The sequence below is a fragment of the Vibrio sp. T13N genome (assembly GCF_032970445.1).
In the GTDB taxonomy this organism is placed as follows: domain Bacteria; phylum Pseudomonadota; class Gammaproteobacteria; order Enterobacterales; family Vibrionaceae; genus Vibrio; species Vibrio diabolicus.
The window spans coordinates 16,457-35,584 of sequence record NZ_JAWJYE010000009.1 but is presented as its reverse complement, the minus strand read 5'-3'; the positions used below and the strand labels follow the sequence as shown (position 1 = coordinate 35,584).

Below are 19,128 nucleotides of genomic sequence, written 5' to 3'. Positions count from 1 at the left end.
TCCTAAGACAAATCTAACTTGTGACTATGAGTCACGATGTTTTTCACCATCGCATTTTTTTGAATCATGAAGCTAAGCTCATCACGAACCATGTCCAGTGTTGATGCCATACCAGGTAACGACTTCAACTCAGCCCAGCAGTGCCACAAGGCTTGTTCTTTCTGGGCACCAAGTGGAAAATGCTGCGCCAACATTTCTTTAAGTGCTGCTTTATCGACAGGTGGCTCGGCAATAAGCTGGCCCGAAAAATCCCCTAGCAACTCCTGCTTCAACACCTGTAATAAATCGGCTTGCGGGTGTTCGGTGCCCTTTGCACTCTTCGCCTCATAAAAGGCGTACCACATTGCCTCTCGTTTAACTTGAGGATCGGAGAACGCTTCATTCAACGATGATAAGACGCTTTGTTTACTGACAACATCTGCGTCTTTTAGTGATTCATACCACGCTTTGATGTCCGCCAGTTTCGCTTCTGTTTTCTCTAACGTCTCTTTTGGAGAGGCGTGTGAGGCTTCCGCTTGCTTGGCATTACGCTCCATGAGCACATTCATCTTATCTTCATCGCTCCGCTCATAATGGCGCGACTCCGATTGGCGCAGAGGTTGAGGCTGAAGAGTTAGATTACTTGAATCAACGATCATCCAAGGTTCCTAATGTCCTGAGAAAAGCTTGCAGCAAATGCTTGGCTTTCTTCGCTTCCCTGTGATGCGAGTTCTACCCAACTTTCCGCTTTGCTCAATAAACCAGCTTTGGCGGAAGCAAGGGCCGCTAAACTGATCAGATCTGGATAGGCGTTGCAAAGTGGTTCGAGCAATTGATGAGCCTCTTCGTACAAGCCTTTATTCATAAGGCTCATTGTACGAATCATCACCACGGTCTCTTCAGAACCAGAGCTTGCTTCAAGGCCGTCCGCAATCGTGTTAGCTTCTTGATGACGATGCATACCGGTTGCCATCAGCGCGATTTCAGCCAGCAATTGGCGCATTTCTCGTTCCATGCTTTATACCTTCTGGAGAATCGACTGCATCACATCTTTAATCGCACGAGTGGTGGTCGCATTGATGTTGTAAACAACAGACCATTTGTTGATCGCGTGCTGAAGTTCAGCCAGCTTAGATGGATCATCGGCGTTTGTTTCTAGGTTCTTGATGGCAGTCGTCACTTCTGTGTTGGCATCTTTCGCTTGTTTTTCCAACTTAGTTTTAACATCATCAAGGTTTACACTGTTACTAGCATCGTAAAATGACATAAGACTTCCTCGTATTTTTAGTTCGCTTCGTATGATTCAACGACCGCATGTGCGGCGGTGTAAGCTTCATACTGTTTGAGTAGCAATTGGTACTGCTGTGGTGAGCACCCTAAATCCAACTGACGTTTCACCACCGCTTGTGCTTCTAAGAGCTTGCTCTTAATCTTGTGCACTTCCGCACCGTTTTTGTCGTTATTTAAAATTTGTTCAAGATTTGTCATTGTTCGTCTCGCCCTCGTATCCGAGTTCTATTGTTATCACCCGCCCGCCTTTGACCAACTCAATGCCAGCTGGCGTAACACTGGATATGCGGTAGCCTTGAGGCGTTCTTGCACCAACCATGTAACGAACGTTATCAGTCAGAATCACATATGGAACCTGACCAAAGTTAACGCTACGAAACGGGAAATCGATGTTAGTGCCTTTACTCACCTTAGGTATGGATTTCAAAACTAAATATGGTTTTTCACCATATTGTTCTCGGAAGTCTCGAGTCACACCGTAAAATCGAGTCGTTTCGATATCATCAAGTTCCCCGCGTACTTCGATGCGATCACCGCTGGTAACCAACTGGACTTTTTTCAGTAGCTCCGCATCCGTCAATAAGGCTTTTAGCGTATCCATGTAGGCACCCGCTCTTTGCAGTTCGACCTTCCACGCTACTAGGCCCGGTACGTCTCGCTCTAAAATTTGCTCAACTTGGTTCCAGCGGCTGGCATCATCGATATAACCCGTCAGTAACAGTGTGCCCGTCTCATCCCCATTTTCGACTTTCACCTGGTGATAGCCGAGGTTTCGTAAAATAAATCGAACCCCGCGACGGATTTCTTCCATCGTTCTTAAGTCACTTTTGTAATTGATACCTAATACATCAATTCGACCAAGCAGATCGAGTTTCTGAGTTCGATCTTCAACATAGCCTTCCAAAACCGCTTGGCGTGCGGCGGCATTCCATTCCACACGAACGTCGCTAAGTTTGAGCTCGCCTAAGATGTTGCGCACTAAAACAATGGGTTCTGCTTCTGTGACAGTTTCATTATTGTTTCCGTTAGCTTGGCTGTACCACATACCAGCAAAAATGACACTCGGGACAAAACTACAAAGCAAGGCGATGAGCGTTGTTTTTTTCCAGCTAGAGCGTTGTACAGCAACAACAGGTGTATCCTGTTCGCTAGATTCGTCGCTGACGTTACTCACGATTAACGCATCTTCTGCGTACCCCAGTGCGAACTTCACAACGCCTACAGAGACAACGGCATGGCGTGACAACTCGATCCCATCATCTTCAACAGAGATGTTTTCACCGTTAATATTTGCCTCTTTGCAGCCTCGTAAAATGACCGAGTCTTGCTGGCAAACCAACGTGAAATGGTTAGCTTCGACCCCAGCATCAGACAGCACGAGATCTGCGATAAAGTCGTCACTGCCAAGCACAAGAGCGCCCTCAGGTAAGGTGACTTCAACTCCGGAATGCACGCCTGATAAAATACGAATTTTCCATTGCTGCATCGCGGTTAAGGCTCCTCTGATGGATGCACACACTCACTTTGTGAGTCATCACATTCCAATACTTTTACACGCCACCCCTTTTGCCCTGTCGGCAATTGGCACTGCGTCAATTGAGACGACTGTTGCTGTGACAATAAGTCTTGCTGATAGCGCTCTGCTTGAGTCTTTGATGTGCAGCTATACACTTCGACGACCGATTTAAATTCAGCACTGTTGTTGGAAATGTTGTTGAGCTTGCCAATGCTTGGTCGCAGATCGTACTCATTACCAATCAACACACTATCGCCAATACCATCCACAACGATTCGCGGTTCTAGAATAAACATGCGCACCGTGCGGCGTTTAGTGTTGGTATTACTTCTAAACAACGCACCTAAATATGGGATGTCTCCCAACAGTGGTACTTTACGTAACTGATGACTCACTTCATCTCGATAAACACCACCGATGAGCAAGCTCTGTCCTTGCTTCACCGTCGCCAACGTACTGATTTCAGTTTTACGAACGGAAGGAAGGTCGTCGACACCACCATCGGTAATCTTTGCCCCGTCTTCGAGATGAAGGCTCAGATTGATTTCTGGTCGGGCAGCAAACCTGTCACCAACGATACGCGGGACAATTCTCAGTAACGTGCCATACGTGACCTCTTCCAGTGCTGCGGTCTCTTTACCAACCAGCTTGACGTAAAACGTGCTGCTGTTGTTCAGTACAGCTTCGACATTTTCTTGGGTTAGCAGTGTTGGTCTTGAAACCACTTGAGCACTGCCTTGAGATTCCAATAAACGGATTTGAGCCAACAGGTAATTCAGATTGGTTGAATCAAGCAAAGACTTAAAATTTTGTCCGCTGCCGAGAGTCACATCACCCGAACTCACATCCCCTGTTGTTTTGATATCAACAATTCGATTATTTCCGACTGATACTCCCGCTCGCCAATCCACGCCTAACTGACTTAAATCGTTGGCACTGATGTCGACAATCGATAATGCAACTTCAATTCTTGATTGCGGTTGGTCCAATTGAGCGACCAGTTTGCGATAGAGCGGTAATCGCGCTTGAGTGTCACGAACAATAATCGCATTAAGGCCCGGCTCTGCTTCAACCGTTGCTCCGCCATGAACTGAGGCGGTTTTATTGCTTTTTACAGGCTTATCTGAACTGGTAACTTCTTTGTTCGACGCACTCGTCACTTGAGTTTGAACACCAGACACGACTCGCTTTAAAACCGATGCGATACCCGGAACCGTAATGGTCTGATCTCGATATGCAATTTCTCTATCCGTTGCAGAAGCGTACTTCAAAGGAATTATTTCAACGAATAACTCGTCGGTTGAATTCGATTTCTGCAGCAGGCGCGTTTCTAATGCTTCGGCCGTTTGTACAACTAAGTCGACATAACGTGGAGGACCTGCAAGATAAACCAACCCTTTACTTTCAGCGGCTCTCCACCCATAGCGCGAATCCCACACTCCAGTGGAAATTAACGTGCTTCGTAGTTCTCTGGCGGTCAATAATTCTAATTGGAGTAAACGTGAGCGCGTTTCTGTCGCCTTATAGACATGTAAGACGGCACCATCGAAATACCACATCAAGTTATAGACTTGCGATAAGTAGTCGAGGAACTCAGCCGGATCATCAGGAGTAAAACGTCCACTCACTCGATCATTAACTTTGTCACTCACAGAAACCGAAACGCGATAGTTTGCGCCAAAGTTATTCAACAACTCTTTTAATGAGTCGTTATCTGCATAGTATCGGAATGGTTGTTCGGGCCAGTGTAAGTCTGTTGCTTGTGCGAATCCCAACGGAGCAAAGCTCACAGCACACAACAGTATCTTAGTGGCAGCACGTCTGATGTTCGGAAAGACTTTTCGCATCATGGCAACCACACATTATGATTAATCGTGTGGTTCACGCGCTCTTGCTCCAATAATGCCATATAACGCTCACATAGATTAACGTGCTTGGAAAGCAAAGAAGAGAACAGCTCAATCGAACAGTCCTCGATCCTCACTTTGCTTTGTAAAATCAGCTGCTGATCATCATTCGCTGTTAGTACGCAGCCATCTTCACGGATTGTTTTTAATGAGAGCTGCATGCAACGTTGTAACGCTTGTTCTTGTTGATAATCTAGATGCTCTTTAAACTGGAAGGGTAAAGCCGCTTCCCATAAAAACCATGATGCGTGTTGTTTGATGGTCAGTGACAACTGATCAACCTCGATGTTGTAAGAGCCATTTTCTGAGGCAATAAAATCCCCTACCTTTAGCGTTTCCGCTAAAGACTTCATCATCTTATCTAACATTTAACGCCCTATTTAAATCTGGCTGAGGTGATTGCAAGCCTGGCCGCACTGGCCGCTTTGAGTGTCAAAATAGTAGTGATCGATGTCGCCAACAATTTGCATGCTCTTGAACCACTGCCATACTTTCGCAACCGCATTTTGGTCGTTGTAAACCACATCGCATGCATCCCAGACTTCGTTCAGCTCAGGAGCCTCAAGTCGAACTTCCGAACACCACTTTTTCCACTCAGAGATAAACTGAGCAGTCGTAGAAGTGTACTCTGCGAACCCTTTAAGCTCGTCTAAGGACGGTTGCCACTTCTCAATTAACGAACGATGACATTCAATCACTTGCATCTGTTGTTCGCTCAACGTCCCGAGTTGATCTTTCAACTGGTGTTGTTGGCGCTCAATTAAATCGAGTTGCTGTTGTACAAACACCGCACTGGTGTCCTCTCCCGATAGTTTCAACCAATATTCCTTTTGAATATCGAGCTGATTGATAAGCTGTTCCACTTTAATGGAGGCATGCAAAGCGCTTTGATCAACTTGACGGTTAATCCACTCGTTTAGAGATAAATGAAAACAAAGCATCAACGTTTTTGGTACCGCTAAATTGAAGCGAAAACCAAGACGCGCGTTGATGTATTCCAATCTTTGTTCAAAGGTCACGAGTGTGCGGCTATCACTGAGCTGCGACCCAATTTCCAAAAATAAACGCATGGCGAATCGGTCAAGCGACGCACCGAGCTTTTGATAAGTTTTCACCAACTGGCTTGCGCACAGGCTATCGACGACGCTTCTATCCAACAAGCGCTGAAGTAAAGATAACTGTTCATAATTAATGACGCCTTCACTCAACAATTGTCGGTGATTGACGTGCACAACATTGAAATCCTGCGTTGATTTAAAAGCACTTTCATATCGAGCTCCTCTTTGCAAAACAGTCACTTTCCGTTGTGTCACAATGCTGTCTGGAAAAAGCGAACGGCGTCGCCAATGCTGCTTTTTCATTTATGTTCGTCTCCGCACCCCTCTCGAACGATCCAGAAAGAAAGAGGTGTAATAATTTTTAATCGTTCGTTGTTACATGACGCATAATAGAATTTACGCTGATGAGTGACTTTCAAAATTAGTCAGAAAATTTTAGTCTCAAGTCATTTCATTTCGCGATAGCTACTTGATCGTCTCCCGAACGTACACGGCTTGGCGTCGTTCCAAAACGACGGCGGTAACTCTGCGTAAAGTAAGACTGACTAGAAAACCCAGCCTCCATCGCCACATCCACGATGCTCATCTTGCTCGTCAACAGGAGTTTATGAGCGTGCAACAATCGGCGCTCACTGATCCAAGCTCTTGGAGAAATGCCATAGTGCTCATTAAATAGCTCTTTAAAAGTCGTTAAGCTAGCACCAAACTCTTGCGCATAGTCAGTCAACTTCCACTCTTTGAGATAGTGTTGTTCCATAAATCGACGTAACCGTTCCGATGTTCGGTTCGTTTGTTGTGACAGCAACGCATAGAGTGATTCGCCCCCTTTGCCGTGCAGCAAAAGAATGAGTAACTCTTCATATTTTAGGCACATGATTGCATCTGGATACGCCTGTTGCTCAAGCGTCTGCATGCTGGAAAGCACTTGCTCTACGAGTATGTTCAAACCAAAAGTAAACAAGCCAGAACAAACTTTATCTACCTTGGGCAGCATCATCAAAAGATCACTGTGCTTTTGTAATAGCTGGCTAACGAGTTCGTTGTCGTAGGTTATAATCGACGCTTTGTATACCCCGTCTAAGGGCGAGTACTCGAATAAGTAATCCCCTTGGGATAGAAACACCCCGTTTTCTGCCGCAACATCGATTGTGCAATCACCTGTTTGAACTCGAAGCTGACCATTGTGAACGACAACAATGTGAGATTGGTCTGAGTGAAATACTTCGTCAGATTTTTCATAGCGGGAAAAACTACGAATTTTTCGCGAGCTCGAGCCGACCTTTTCTGTGTTTAGTTGGCCTGACACATCCATTTTCTACCCTTCATTATTTTGAGTTTCTCAGTACGAGTGTTGAGAAACTTTCAAAGCAATACTTTGATTGTTGTTATTTCTAAGTACTGCTATATCAATTAAAGAAGCAAAGAAAAGAGCATAGAAGTTCATATCACTTACCATACCCCCCGAATAATTAGCGAATATCCTAAGCATTACCCTTACCTAAAGGTAAAAGTTTATCTTAGTAAACTCTGCTGTCCGTCTTTATTATTTTTATCAGATAGCGTTTATTATTAGCCAAAACTTAAATATCATTTCGTTATTAAAGTTTAGGATTTTTGTTATACATTAGAATAAAATTAAATAGATTATGGTATCGTTTATCGAACAAACTGAAATTTCCAAAATCTTAAAATTGTATGTTTTATAGCCTAAAACGCCAAGCCAACGTGTTCAAGGAGCGAGATATAATCATAAAGAATGCTATTTTTGCAACAAGTATAAGTCTAAAAAACAACTGACCCGATGACTTAAACCATGTGATTAATGTTTGTAAAAAACAACAAAACTTTCACAACAGGAAAGAGCAAATCTTTATTTTTAATAATTTAGTAAGGTCTAATTAAATGTAACCGATTACTTTTCATCTGGTTATTTTTTTGGCACRAGTATCAAGTTTTCCTGTTTTCCCTCCACTGAAAATAAATAGTTCTTTTCTTTTTCCGCTACAAGTTCCCCATTCGAGTATAGCTTTCCAATTATCTTCATGTTTCCGTCACCAGCTTGAATCGGTGCAATTAAAAATGAATACTGTACGGGTAATTGAACGCCTTGGTAGTGCTGCAATGCAGACTTAAAGCACTGATTTTCAATCACTTTACATATTTCCACATCAAGAGACGTAATCGAAGGTGGAAAGTATCCATCGACAGAAACCCAACCATAGAGTGTCGCCTGACTCTTTGTGTCAAAGCTACCTTCCCTTACAATCGGCACAGATTGACTACACCCACTTAGTAGGAATAGTCCGACAAAACCAGCCCACATAGAATTGTTCATTATGACACCATAAACTTATTTTATAGACTTAGTTCATTTTAATTTCACACAATTCTTTATGTAAAAATATAAAAGATCAACTTATATTTATACTACAAGCGGACAATAAATCGCATTCTTCAACAACACAGATTTAACATTAGATTTAATTTAACWCATAGTGACTGCGCCCTAATACACTTTCAATTAGGTGGGTATATTAGAGAACAAAGATATTTAAATATCTAAGAACAACCACAATATGCATCAGAGCACATTTGTTATCGCTGTTCTATTTATCTCACCGAAATTAAAAACCAAAATATAATAACAACCGACCAATATTGATAAACACGAAGAGATACATCTAATATTTTCCTTGATAAAATTTCAAAAGGGACTATTCCTATGTCAGCACGCCAAACTATCGATGAGATTTTGCTAAAGTTTGCTCATCAAATAGGCTTGCCTGCACTGCATCTAACGGAAAATGAAGTAAGCTTAGCGTTTGATGATAATCTAAGAGTGCATATCATCTTTCATCCTGAATCGACAACCCTCCAGCTCGAAGCTGAGATTGTTGGTCTTCAAATCGTTAATTCCGATCTCTATCGTTCTTTCCTAGCCTTTAATTATCACTGGCCTGAGCATCAATTATTCTTTAGTTTAGATAATCATCGACATGTACTCTGTTTAAACCGACTCATTAACATTAAGCGACTGGATTATGAGTATTTTGAAACTGCTTTGGCGGAATTGTTGACGCAAAGTGAGTCGTGGGAGTCGTTATTGTCTGCTCATGTCGCCACTGCTGAGGTAGCTCCGATGCCACAAACTTTAGACTTAAGAGTTTAGGTGTCTCTATGTCCAACGACATCCAATCTAAATACACTAACTTACCGGTTCATGAAGTAAAGCAAGCACAGCAAAGTGATGCTCTGCCACAAGGAACGTTTCATGGCCGCAAAGTGACGCTACTCTCTTCATCAGAAAGCAGTTTGGCTCGAATGAGCTCTAAAAGAGAACTTAGCGAATGTTTAAACCAGTTTGCGAGTCTTGAGTCTTGTAATCGCGTCTTGGATTTTGATCAGCAGTTTAGTCTTGAAAAGCAAAACGCCACGGTCGAAAAACTACTTGAACGAAAAGTGACCGTAATTCAACGTTCCTGAGCACGCAATATAGATGGGTTCAAAATATAAATTTCACGTATATACACCCTCCCACCCGCAAGCCCATGCAATAAAAAACCCCGAAGGCTCGGGGTTTTGGTTAGTACTGCTTTTTCTTTGTTAACTACTTCATTTAGAAGAAGCCTAGTGGATCAACACTGTAGCTAATCAATAGGTTTTTCGTATTTTGGTAGTGATCCAGCATCATCTTATGTGTTTCACGTCCAATACCTGACTTTTTATAGCCACCGAACGCAGCGTGTGCAGGGTAAGCGTGGTAACAGTTAATCCAGATTCGACCAGCTTCGATATTACGGCCCATACGATATGCGACGTTCGCATCACGCGTCCAAACGCCTGCGCCTAAGCCATATTCGGTGTCGTTCGCGATTTCTAATGCTTCCGCTTCATCTTTAAACTTAGTGATAGCAATCACTGGGCCAAAGATCTCTTCTTGGAAAATACGCATCTTATTGTGGCCTTCCAACATCGTTGGCTGAATGTAGTAACCCTGATTGATTGACTCTGGCTGTTCAGATACGCCACCACCAAAGACCACTTTTGCGCCTTCTTCACGGCCGATTTCGAGGTAACTTAAAATCTTATCAAACTGTTCTTGAGAAGCCTGAGCACCAACTTGAGTATCGGTATCGAGCGGGTTACCTTGCTTGATTAACTGCGCACGTTCCGTCAATTTCTCTACAAACTTATCGTAAATCGCTTCATGAACTAATACGCGAGATGGACAGGTACAAACTTCGCCTTGGTTGAAGAAGCCAAGTAGCGTACCTTCGATACACTTGTCGAGGTACTCATCTTCGTAATCGAAAACATCTGAGAAGTAGATGTTTGGAGATTTACCACCCAACTCAACAGTCGAAGGGATCAAGTTGTCCGCCGCACATTTTAGAATGTGATTGCCAACTTGTGTTGAGCCCGTAAATGCGAGTTTCGCAATGCGGTTGCTGGTTGCTAACGCTTGGCCTGCTTCTGAACCAAAACCATTAACAACGTTGATGACGCCCGGTGGCAGTAGATCACCGATCTTTTCCATAAGAACCAGAATCGACGTTGGCGTTTGTTCTGCTGGCTTCAATACCACGCAACAACCTGCTGCAAGTGCCGGTGCCAGTTTCCAAGCCGCCATCAACATAGGGAAGTTCCAAGGGATGATTTGACCAACTACGCCAATCGGCTCTGGGAAGTGATAGCTTGCGGTGTGCTCATCCAGCTCCGCCGCACTGCCTTCTTGTGCGCGAATACAGCCAGCAAAGTAACGGAAATGATCTACCACTAAAGGTAAATCTGCCGCCAAGGTTTCGCGAACTGGTTTGCCGTTTTCCCAAGTTTCGGCAACTGCCAACTCTTCTAAATGCTGCTCAATACGATCAGCGATTTTCAGCAAGATGTTAGAGCGTTCAGTCACACTGGTTTTCGCCCATTCTGCTTTGATGTTGTGTGCCGCATCCAATGCTAAGTTGATATCCGCCTCGCCAGAACGAGCAACTTTACAATACGCTTGTCCGTTGATTGGTGAGATATTATCAAAGTACTCACCGCCCGTTGGTTTTACCCATTCCCCACCGATAAAGTTATCGTAATGCGATTTAAAGTTAACAATGGCATTTTCACTACCTGGCTGTGCATAGATCATAACTCTTCCTTTTGTTTCTCGTTCAATGTGTTATTGCAGTGTCGTATCGCACTGTTCACAAAGAGCATTACGCAAGTCACACGCCAACTACACCACACTTGTTGTTAATTAAATGTAAAACTATGATTACCAAGCGATAACAAACCAAGTGAGCGATGTTTGAGCGGATGTATGGTGTGAACACCAATGTTCAAGTGTTCCAAAATGGCACACCCTCACTGTGACAAAATGGTACAGTCATGGAACTTCAACACATTAGCGATAACAATTGGCTTTCAACTTCATGGATCCGAAGTGAACAGGCGGGTTTAAAACAGCGTCGACGCCCTGAAGATATTCGAGTGACACCAGCGACACTTCAAGATAGGCGTCAACAACTCAACTTCTTATTGGAAACCGTCACCCAGTTTGCTCTCCCGCTGTTTAATCAGCTTTTTGCTCATAGTGACAGCCGCTTAATTCTGACGGATGCCGACGGCGTCATCATCGGCAGTTGGGGACAACCTAAGTTCCGCGAGAAGTTGACCGAAATTGCGCTAAGCTCTGGTGCATGCTGGCAAGAAAAGGTCAAAGGCACCAACGCGATTGGGACTGCGATAGTTGAAGCAAAACCGGTCTCAGTCATCGGCGATCAACACTTCATCCAACATCATCGTTTTATTAGCTGCTCGGCCAATCCTATTTTCGATCATCTTGGTCATTTGATTGGTGTGCTAGATATCACCAGCGAACAAAAGAAACATGATTTCTCAACGCAAGTGCTGGTACAGAACATGGTTCAGCAAGTTGAAAATCAATTGCTTAACTTGATTCCACAAGGGCATATTCGTGTGGATTTGGCGTGTGAAAAAGGCTTACTAAACAGTGGATGGCAAGGCATTATCATCGCTAATGAAGATGGACAGATTCTTGCGCACAACCAAGTTGCTTCTCAGCTCCTCGCGCAACAAAACGTCATCGGGCAATCGCTCGACGACATTCTTTCTATCCAAAGTGCCGACCATCCTTTCGTGTTCAAAACAAAGCCGTTGACCGACAAAAAAGTGAAGTCTCGTTCCGTTACCGCTTCCAATGATCTGCATTACGGCGATTCTACTGTCGAACATTGCTGGCAACAAGCCAATCGCGTTATCGATAAAGACATCAGCTTACTGATTCTCGGAGAAACTGGGGTTGGTAAAAATGAGTTTGTGAAAGCGCTACATAAAAACAGCCAGAGAAAAACGGGGCCGTTGGTTTCCGTCAACTGTGGCGCACTACCGAAAGATTTGGTTGAGTCCGAATTGTTTGGCTACGTAGCTGGTGCATTTACTGGCGCAAACAGCAAAGGCTATCAGGGAAAAATTCGCCAAGCGCACAAGGGGATTTTGTTTCTGGATGAAATCGCAGATTTACCCTTGGAAGCTCAAAGCCGCTTGCTGCATGTATTGCAAGATAAAACCGTGCTTCCCGTTGGTTCAAACCAAAGTGTTCAAGTCGATACGCAAATCATCGCGGCCACGCATAAAGATCTCGAGAACTTGGTTAGCGAAGGATTGTTCCGTCAAGACTTATACTATCGCCTCAATGGTTTGATCATCGAATTGCCTCGCTTTGAAGAACGAGATGATAAGCAACAACTGATCGCAAATATCCACCGACGTCATGCTGAATCTGAACAACAACTTTGCCCTCACCTACTTTCTCTGCTGCTTTCTTACTCTTGGCCAGGAAACTTGCGTGAACTCGATAGTTTAATCAAAGTATCCGCATTAATGGCGCAAGGTGAAGAAACGTTGGAGCTCGCTCACGTACCGACTCACTTGAGTAAGAAACTCAGCCAGGCTCAAGACGTAACAACCACTGCAGAGCCAACATTAAAACTGCGTGCAACCGTCGAAGACAAACTACTTAAAACATATCAAGCCAATCAGGGGAACATCAGCAAAACATCTCGTATGCTTGGCGTCAGTCGAAATACGATTTATAGAAAGCTGAAAAACCTTGGCATATTGGGTTAAGCCTATTGCCGTTCACCAGATACAAAAAGAGCACCTTGGCGGTGCTCTTTCTATTTGAAACCTAGCTTACAGGCCGCCTTGTTGTTGCGCCTGTTTTACTAATGCCTGACGTTGAGTTTCCTTCTCAGAGATCACTTGGTTGTCCTTGTGTATTTCCTGATCCAATTCTGCCGGAATGAAAACAAAGTACTTGTTAAGAGTCATCTTAGAACCTCAATTTGTTGTGTTAATCACCTTCTTGGTCAACGTAAACAACACCAGAAAAATACGTTTTACTGGATCCTTGTTGCTGGTTTCAAAAAATAGAGGATGTTCATTTATTAAACATCCTCCATGTGGGCGCTAATTATAGGCGTAGTTCAAAGGCTTACCTAGCACTCTTTTTCGCCTTTCTTACAACCTTAGTTTCATTCTCAAAACTGATGCAATTACACATATTCAATAAAGTATTGTTAAGCAAAGAAAAGTGATTTTCATCGTGACTGATAATGAGGATGAGCTTCCCGGAATTATTGACTTGAAATTACGCCTAGTAAACTCGAAGGCTGCAATAATAGCGTTAAAAGGTCTTAATCTGCACAGCAAAAACTTTGAAGTGATAGACAAATGCATTCATATATTTGTAAATCCGTTTATGGATTTGTCTACCAGTTCAATATTTCACCTTTTTTGAGAAATCTTTAGCCGCTTTTTTGTGTGAAACGCCCAAAAAGAACAGACAATCAAAGTGTGGTATATGACCACACTTGTCTATCCCCACTCAGCTTTGGGAGGCGTTTATGAAAAGTAGCAAACTTGGCCATGTGATGTCTTTCAGCAGAATGTTTTCCTTCATTGCGTTTTTGACGGCTACATTCGCATGGATTCTTAGCATGTATGCCCTATTTACTGTTTCTGTAGTGGCTCTTGTGGTCAGCGCAATTCTCTACCTCAAAGAAAGGTTTTATCAAAACAAGAAAACGACCACTGAAAAGAGCGCCTAGGCGCTCTTTGAGTTTCATAAAGCCAGACACAAAAAAGGATGCTTAGGCACCCTTTTATACTTAGTCGATTTACTTAAAACGATTACACGTCGTAAGTTGTAGACGCTGTGTCGCCGCCTGTACCAGTCCAGTTCGTATGGAAGAATTCACCACGCTCACGGTCGATACGCTCGTAAGTGTGAGCACCGAAGTAGTCACGTTGAGCTTGCAGTAGGTTCGCAGGTAGACGAGCTGTTGTGTAACCGTCTAGGAACGTTAGTGCAGAAGTCGTACATGGCATTGGGATGCCTGCTTCTAGAGACTTAGCCGCCACTTTACGCCATGCTACTAGGCTGTTTTGTAGGATGCCTTTGAAGTAATCATCAGAGCCTAGGAATGCTAGTTCTGGATTCGCTTCGTATGCATCACGGATGTTGCCTAGGAACGCAGAACGGATGATACAACCACCACGCCACATAAGAGCAACGTTACCGTAGTTTAGATCCCAGCCATTTTCGTTCGACGCTTCGCGCATTAGCATAAAGCCTTGAGCGTAAGAGATGATCTTAGACGCTAGAAGCGCTTGACGTAGTGCGTCAACCCACTCTTGCTTATCACCTTCAACTGGTGTGATTGTCTTACCGAACAGTTTCTCAGCTTCAACACGTTGATCTTTCAATGCAGATAGACAGCGAGAGAATACAGACTCAGAGATTAGCGTTAGAGGAATACCTAGGTCTAGAGCGTTGATACCCGTCCATTTACCTGTACCTTTTTGGCCAGCAGTGTCTAGGATTTTCTCAACTAGAGGCTCACCGTCTTCATCTTTGTAGCCAAGGATGTCAGCCGTAATTTCAACAAGGTAGCTGTTTAGCTCAGTGTTGTTCCACTCAGCGAATACCGCTTGCATCTCGTCTGCAGACATACCAAGACCGTCTTTCATGAACTGGTAAGCTTCTGTGATCAGCTGCATGTCGCCGTATTCGATGCCGTTGTGAACCATCTTAACGAAGTGACCTGCACCATCGTTACCAACCCAATCACAACAAGGCTCGCCTGCATCAGTTTTCGCAGAAATACCTTGGAAGATTGGCTTAACCGCTTCCCAAGCTTCTGGAGCGCCGCCAGGCATGATAGATGGGCCAAAACGTGCACCTTCTTCACCACCAGATACGCCAGTACCGATGAAGTGGATGCCTTTTTCGCGTAGTGCAGCAACACGACGGTTTGTATCTGGGTAGTTTGTGTTACCACCGTCGATGATGATGTCGCCCTTATCCAGTAGAGGGACTAGCGCGTCGATGAATTTGTCTACCACATCACCTGCGCGAACCATTAGCATCACTTTACGTGGCGTTTCTAGCTTCTCTACTAGTTCTTCTAGAGAGTATGCACCGATGATGTTCGTGCCTTTCGCTGGACCTTCCAGGAACTCGTCTACTTTAGCAGCAGTACGGTTGTGAGCGACCACTTTGAAGCCGTGATCGTTCATGTTTAGGATAAGGTTTTGACCCATTACCGCTAGGCCAATTACACCGATATCACCTTTCATTGTTTCTCTCCAATTTTGTTTCATTGACGAGCAGCGTTTAAGCAATTTTTGCTGCTGCGTCCAAATCTAAATACCATTCCGTCAGGCCAGATTTCGCTTGAATCTTAGCCGCTGGGTATGGCAGTGCGTGTGCAGGTGAACTGTTGATCTCTTCAACGATGTCCGCTTTTCCTGCACCAAGCACTAAGTAACTGATGCGTTTTGCTGCTTCTAATACGCGTGCTGTTTTCGACACACGAAGTTGGCCCGACTCAGGATGAGACGCCACAAGAGATAGATTCGCATCATCATAATTCGTTTGGCCAGGGAACAGAGAAGCTGTGTGACCATCTGCACCAACACCTAATAAGATCCAGTCAAACACAGGGGTTCCGTTTTCAGTCGGAATCACCTCTGACATCTCTTTCGCAAAGCGTTCCGCTTCCACTTTAGGGTCATCTTCACCGCGAATACGGTGGATGTTTTCTGTTGGAATGTTTACTTGGCTAAACAGTAGCGCGTTCGCTTCTCCGTAGTTGCTTTCCGCATCGTCAGGTGCGACACAACGTTCGTCACCCCACCAGAAGTGGAGATTTTGCCACTGAATAGAGGTTGCGTAAGTCTCTGAAGCCAACAGTTTGAACAGCATTTTAGGAGTGCTGCCGCCAGAAAGAGAGATGTGAACAGGTCGGCCCATTTCGCTGAACGCTTTCATGTCGTTAGCTAGGCTTTCAACTACCTGCTCTGCTGTTTGGTAGATCTTATGGTTGATCATAGTTCACAGTAATCCGTATCTGTTAAGTTTTTACATGGGAAGCGCCAAGCGCGACCATCACGCTGTAGCAGGTCGTCTGACTCTTTAGGACCCCATGTGCCGCATGCGTACCCGAAGAGGGATTGTGGATCTTGTTTAAAGTCTAAAATTGGCTGTACGTACTGCCAACACGCTTCCACCGCATCACTACGTGCAAATAGCGTAGCATCACCATTCAAAGCATCAAGTAGAAGACGCTCATACGCAGTTAGCATTTGCGTTTCTTGTAGGTCAGCGTAATGGAAGTTCATTTTCACTTCTTTCGCTTCAAAACCTGCGCCTGGCTCTTTCAAGCCAAAGCTCATTTGAATGCCTTCGTCTGGCTGAATGCGAATGATCAGCTTGTTTTCTGGTGCGTTTTGACCAAACACTGGGTGCGGTGTTTGTTTAAAGTGGATAACCACTTCAGTAACGCGTGTTGGAAGACGCTTACCAGTACGCACGTAGAATGGCACGCCATTCCAACGCCAGTTGTTAATGTATGCTTTCAAACCGATGTAAGTTTCGGTACGAGAATCATCTGCAACCCCCGGCTCTTCACGGTAGCCACGTAGACTTTGTCCACGAACTTCAGAAGCGGTGTATTGACCTAATACTAGATCGTTACGCAGAGCGTTTTCGTCCAAAGGTTTTAGACACTGGAGTACTTTAACGACTTCATCACGCATCGAATCTGCATTGATCTGTGCAGGTGGCTCCATACCCACCATCGCCAATACTTGTAGCAGGTGGTTTTGGAACATATCGCGCACGGCACCCGAGTTGTCGTAGTAACCACCACGCTCCTCTACGCCGAGGAATTCTGCTCCCGTGATTTCAACATAATCAATGAAGTTACGGTTCCAAAGCGGCTCAAACATCGCGTTTGAGAAACGAAGTACAAGAAGGTTTTGTACCGTCTCTTTACCTAAGTAATGGTCAATTCGGTAGATTTGATGCTCTTGGAAGTGCTCGTGAATTTCTTTATCCAGAATACGCGCTGATTCAAGGTCATAACCGAATGGTTTCTCAATAATCAGGCGTTTCCAACCATCTTTTTCTTTGTTTAGGCCGTGTGCTGCAAGACTTGCAGGAATCACACTGTATAAACTTGGTGGGGTTGCTAAGTAGAAAAGCGTATTGCGCTGATCGAAACGATATTCGTCAGCAAGTTGGTCTAAACGAGAAGATAGCTTACTGTAATCTTGTGTGTCAGAAGTATTGATAGCTTGGTAGTGCAGATGGTTAATAAATGCATCAAGCGTTTCTGGCTCAGTCTTTTCCATTTCCTGAAGCGATTTTTTCAGCTTCGCGCGGTAAGACTCATCACTGTATTCAGTGCGACTTACACCCAGAATGGCAAAATTTTCTGGAAGCTGCTTGTTCGCATAGAGGTGGTATAAAGCAGGAATGAGCTTACGGTATGTAAGGTCACCTGAAGCACCAAAAATAACGATGCTGCTGTTTTCTGGTATTACCATCATCTTTCCCTTAAAAACGAGGTACTTATTGTGTGCCCGGATACGGCTAAAGGATGAGCCAACCCTATCAATGGCACCTCAAAATAGAAAATTGGTCTTACCTATTACGTTGATAGGTAAAGTCTATAGGCCCAAAGAACCTCAAGAAGTAGCACTCCCAAATCTGTTGGAAACACGACGTATTAAGGTCATTTAGGTCACTTATGTCTCAAAAGTACACACTGTACTCGCTGGAGGAGAGTCCGACACGGTGCAGTATTGTCTACGACTATTTGATTTACATCAACACTTGCCAGTGCAAACGTTTAAATAAGTTGCACAAAACATCATAAATATTTGTATTTTATGGATAAAAAAAGTTGCACTAACGTAAGACAAAAATTAAGCAAAAACTCTAATATGGACAATCCTTATCCATCCTTGCAATCCATTACAATTTTATTGTGATCTATGTGGCCTGAATTTTATCCTCTCACTCTATTGATAATGATACTCAATTAAAGATAATGAGGATACTATTAATGCGAAAGTAGAATGTCATGAAACCAAGCACAAAGAATCTGCACCCGATAAACCGAATACACTCTGTGCTTGATTACATTCACAACAATCTAGATATCGCACTTAGCGTGGATGAAATCTCGAAAGCAAGCTGCTGGTCACGTTGGCAACTGCAACGCGTTTTCCAGCAACACACTGGCGTGTCCGTCGCTCACTATATTAGAGAGCTTAAACTAAGCCTTGCGGCTGAACGCTTAATCCATACATCAGATCGCTCGTTAGATATTGCGATAGAAATGGGGTTTGCTTCTGAACATGCATTCAGTCGAGCGTTCAAAAATATGTTTTCAAAGAGCCCTCGAGATTATCGTAAAGCTCAGCAACTAACGGGCTTGAGGCAACCTTTAACATTGCGCGATACACCAGAAGACGAAAATAGACATAAGTGCTTTATCGAAGTTCGAATAGAAACAAAACCTGCTTTTGTGCTTGCTGGTTATCATGAACCTATTTATGGATTGTTTTCCGCAACGCCCAACTTCCAATCCAAAGTGCCCTCATTATGGTCACAGCTCTATTCATCTGAAAACCATACTCATCTGGAAAGAAACTATCTTGGTGTGATTGACGTAACAAAAGCGTATTCAAACAACCAGCAACTCGAGTATTGGGCTGGTTATGAGTACAACTCAGCGTCAAGAACTTCAATATCCAAAGGCTCTACGCAAGAACCAGATCTGCTGGTTGTTCCTAAGCAAACCTACGCAGTGATTACGCACATAGGTAAAGCATCAAATCTAGCGGCGACGCTTGAGTGGTTCATTTTGCACTGGCTCCCCTATTCCAATTATCACGGTATTGATGGATACGAGTTAGAAGTTTATCCAGAAGACTATGAGGTTGAGAGCGAGAATGCCCAAATGCATTACTGGATACCTGTCAAACCGAACGAAGCCACGCCTATTAGATAGAA

20 protein-coding genes are annotated in these 19,128 nt (G+C 44.0%); 5 read left to right on the top strand and 15 right to left on the bottom strand.

Annotated elements, in window-relative coordinates; all coding sequences use genetic code 11:
• Window positions 1–2 precede the first annotated feature (2 nt).
• The 10 genes from R2S67_RS15550 to R2S67_RS15505 all read right to left on the bottom strand — a co-directional run bounded on the left by R2S67_RS15550 (window position 3) and on the right by R2S67_RS15505 (window position 8,085).
• Entirely contained in the window at window positions 3–638 is a 636-nt protein-coding gene (locus tag R2S67_RS15550) for a YopR family T3SS polymerization control protein (protein ID WP_317345555.1), read from the bottom strand.
• Window positions 635–994 carry a YscG family type III secretion system chaperone gene (locus R2S67_RS15545; RefSeq protein ID WP_005395153.1) on the bottom strand — a complete coding sequence of 120 codons (360 nt, stop codon included), beginning with the start codon at window positions 992–994 and terminating at the stop codon, window positions 635–637. The genes R2S67_RS15550 and R2S67_RS15545 overlap by 4 nt, the downstream gene beginning before the upstream one ends.
• Before the next feature lie 3 nt (window positions 995–997).
• The gene (gene sctF / locus R2S67_RS15540) at window positions 998–1,246 is read right to left on the bottom strand and encodes a type III secretion system needle filament subunit SctF (RefSeq protein WP_047009831.1); all 249 of its coding nucleotides are present in this window, start codon (window positions 1,244–1,246) and stop codon (window positions 998–1,000) included.
• 17 nt (window positions 1,247–1,263) lie between these two features.
• Complete coding sequence (locus R2S67_RS15535; RefSeq protein WP_012841766.1) at window positions 1,264–1,467, bottom strand: EscE/YscE/SsaE family type III secretion system needle protein co-chaperone; 204 nt, start codon at window positions 1,465–1,467, stop codon at window positions 1,264–1,266.
• Window positions 1,454–2,755, bottom strand: coding sequence for a type III secretion system inner membrane ring subunit SctD (sctD, locus tag R2S67_RS15530; protein WP_012841765.1), 1,302 nt, complete (start codon window positions 2,753–2,755; stop codon window positions 1,454–1,456). The genes R2S67_RS15535 and sctD overlap by 14 nt, the downstream gene beginning before the upstream one ends.
• A gap of 5 nt (window positions 2,756–2,760) precedes the next feature.
• Entirely contained in the window at window positions 2,761–4,635 is a 1,875-nt protein-coding gene (sctC, locus tag R2S67_RS15525; protein WP_074191270.1) for a type III secretion system outer membrane ring subunit SctC, read from the bottom strand.
• Complete coding sequence (locus R2S67_RS15520; protein WP_074191269.1) at window positions 4,632–5,060, bottom strand: YscB family type III secretion system chaperone; 429 nt, start codon at window positions 5,058–5,060, stop codon at window positions 4,632–4,634. Before R2S67_RS15520 ends, sctC begins: the two co-directional genes overlap by 4 nt.
• Window positions 5,061–5,072: 12 nt before the next feature.
• Window positions 5,073–6,053: a T3SS regulon anti-activator ExsD domain-containing protein gene (locus R2S67_RS15515; RefSeq protein WP_317345554.1), complete on the bottom strand. Its 981-nt coding sequence runs from the start codon at window positions 6,051–6,053 to the stop codon at window positions 5,073–5,075.
• Between the two features lie 148 nt (window positions 6,054–6,201).
• A complete protein-coding gene (locus R2S67_RS15510) occupies window positions 6,202–7,062 on the bottom strand; it encodes a helix-turn-helix transcriptional regulator (protein WP_104969399.1) in 861 nt (286 codons plus the stop codon).
• 615 nt (window positions 7,063–7,677) lie between these two features.
• A complete protein-coding gene (locus R2S67_RS15505) occupies window positions 7,678–8,085 on the bottom strand; it encodes a YscW family type III secretion system pilotin (RefSeq protein ID WP_258660867.1) in 408 nt (135 codons plus the stop codon).
• Window positions 8,086–8,472: 387 nt separating this feature from the next.
• Here R2S67_RS15505 and exsC point away from each other — a divergent pair, with 387 nt between their 5' ends.
• Both exsC and exsE2 read left to right on the top strand, forming a co-directional pair.
• The gene (gene exsC, locus R2S67_RS15500; RefSeq protein WP_005397386.1) at window positions 8,473–8,919 is read left to right on the top strand and encodes a type III secretion system regulatory chaperone ExsC; all 447 of its coding nucleotides are present in this window, start codon (window positions 8,473–8,475) and stop codon (window positions 8,917–8,919) included.
• A gap of 8 nt (window positions 8,920–8,927) precedes the next feature.
• Window positions 8,928–9,233: a T3SS regulon translocated regulator ExsE2 gene (gene exsE2, locus R2S67_RS15495; RefSeq protein WP_104969397.1), complete on the top strand. Its 306-nt coding sequence runs from the start codon at window positions 8,928–8,930 to the stop codon at window positions 9,231–9,233.
• A gap of 133 nt (window positions 9,234–9,366) precedes the next feature.
• Here exsE2 and R2S67_RS15490 read toward each other — a convergent pair whose 3' ends face one another.
• On the bottom strand, window positions 9,367–10,887 hold the full coding sequence (locus R2S67_RS15490; protein WP_104969396.1) for an aldehyde dehydrogenase family protein: 1,521 nt from the start codon (window positions 10,885–10,887) through the stop codon (window positions 9,367–9,369).
• 239 nt (window positions 10,888–11,126) lie between these two features.
• Between R2S67_RS15490 and R2S67_RS15485 the strand changes: the two genes are divergently transcribed.
• Entirely contained in the window at window positions 11,127–12,887 is a 1,761-nt protein-coding gene (locus R2S67_RS15485; protein WP_317345551.1) for a sigma-54-dependent Fis family transcriptional regulator, read from the top strand.
• Between the two features lie 66 nt (window positions 12,888–12,953).
• Here R2S67_RS15485 and R2S67_RS15480 read toward each other — a convergent pair whose 3' ends face one another.
• Entirely contained in the window at window positions 12,954–13,091 is a 138-nt protein-coding gene (locus R2S67_RS15480; protein WP_005464410.1) for a hypothetical protein, read from the bottom strand.
• A gap of 575 nt (window positions 13,092–13,666) precedes the next feature.
• Here R2S67_RS15480 and R2S67_RS15475 point away from each other — a divergent pair.
• Entirely contained in the window at window positions 13,667–13,870 is a 204-nt protein-coding gene (locus R2S67_RS15475) for a hypothetical protein (protein ID WP_317345543.1), read from the top strand.
• Window positions 13,871–13,952: 82 nt separating this feature from the next.
• Here the strand turns inward: R2S67_RS15475 and gnd are convergent, their stop codons facing one another.
• The 3 genes from gnd to zwf are packed head-to-tail and all read right to left on the bottom strand — an operon-like array spanning window position 13,953 to window position 17,654.
• Window positions 13,953–15,401: a decarboxylating NADP(+)-dependent phosphogluconate dehydrogenase gene (gene gnd, locus R2S67_RS15470; RefSeq protein WP_005397369.1), complete on the bottom strand. Its 1,449-nt coding sequence runs from the start codon at window positions 15,399–15,401 to the stop codon at window positions 13,953–13,955.
• Between the two features lie 37 nt (window positions 15,402–15,438).
• Window positions 15,439–16,155: a 6-phosphogluconolactonase gene (gene pgl / locus R2S67_RS15465; RefSeq protein WP_182034539.1), complete on the bottom strand. Its 717-nt coding sequence runs from the start codon at window positions 16,153–16,155 to the stop codon at window positions 15,439–15,441.
• Entirely contained in the window at window positions 16,152–17,654 is a 1,503-nt protein-coding gene (gene zwf / locus R2S67_RS15460; protein WP_317345726.1) for a glucose-6-phosphate dehydrogenase, read from the bottom strand. The genes pgl and zwf overlap by 4 nt, the downstream gene beginning before the upstream one ends.
• Before the next feature lie 539 nt (window positions 17,655–18,193).
• On the opposite strand from zwf, the gene R2S67_RS15455 reads away from it, so the two are divergent.
• Window positions 18,194–19,126 carry an AraC family transcriptional regulator gene (locus R2S67_RS15455; RefSeq protein WP_203347176.1) on the top strand — a complete coding sequence of 311 codons (933 nt, stop codon included), beginning with the start codon at window positions 18,194–18,196 and terminating at the stop codon, window positions 19,124–19,126.
• Window positions 19,127–19,128: the final 2 nt, after the last annotated feature.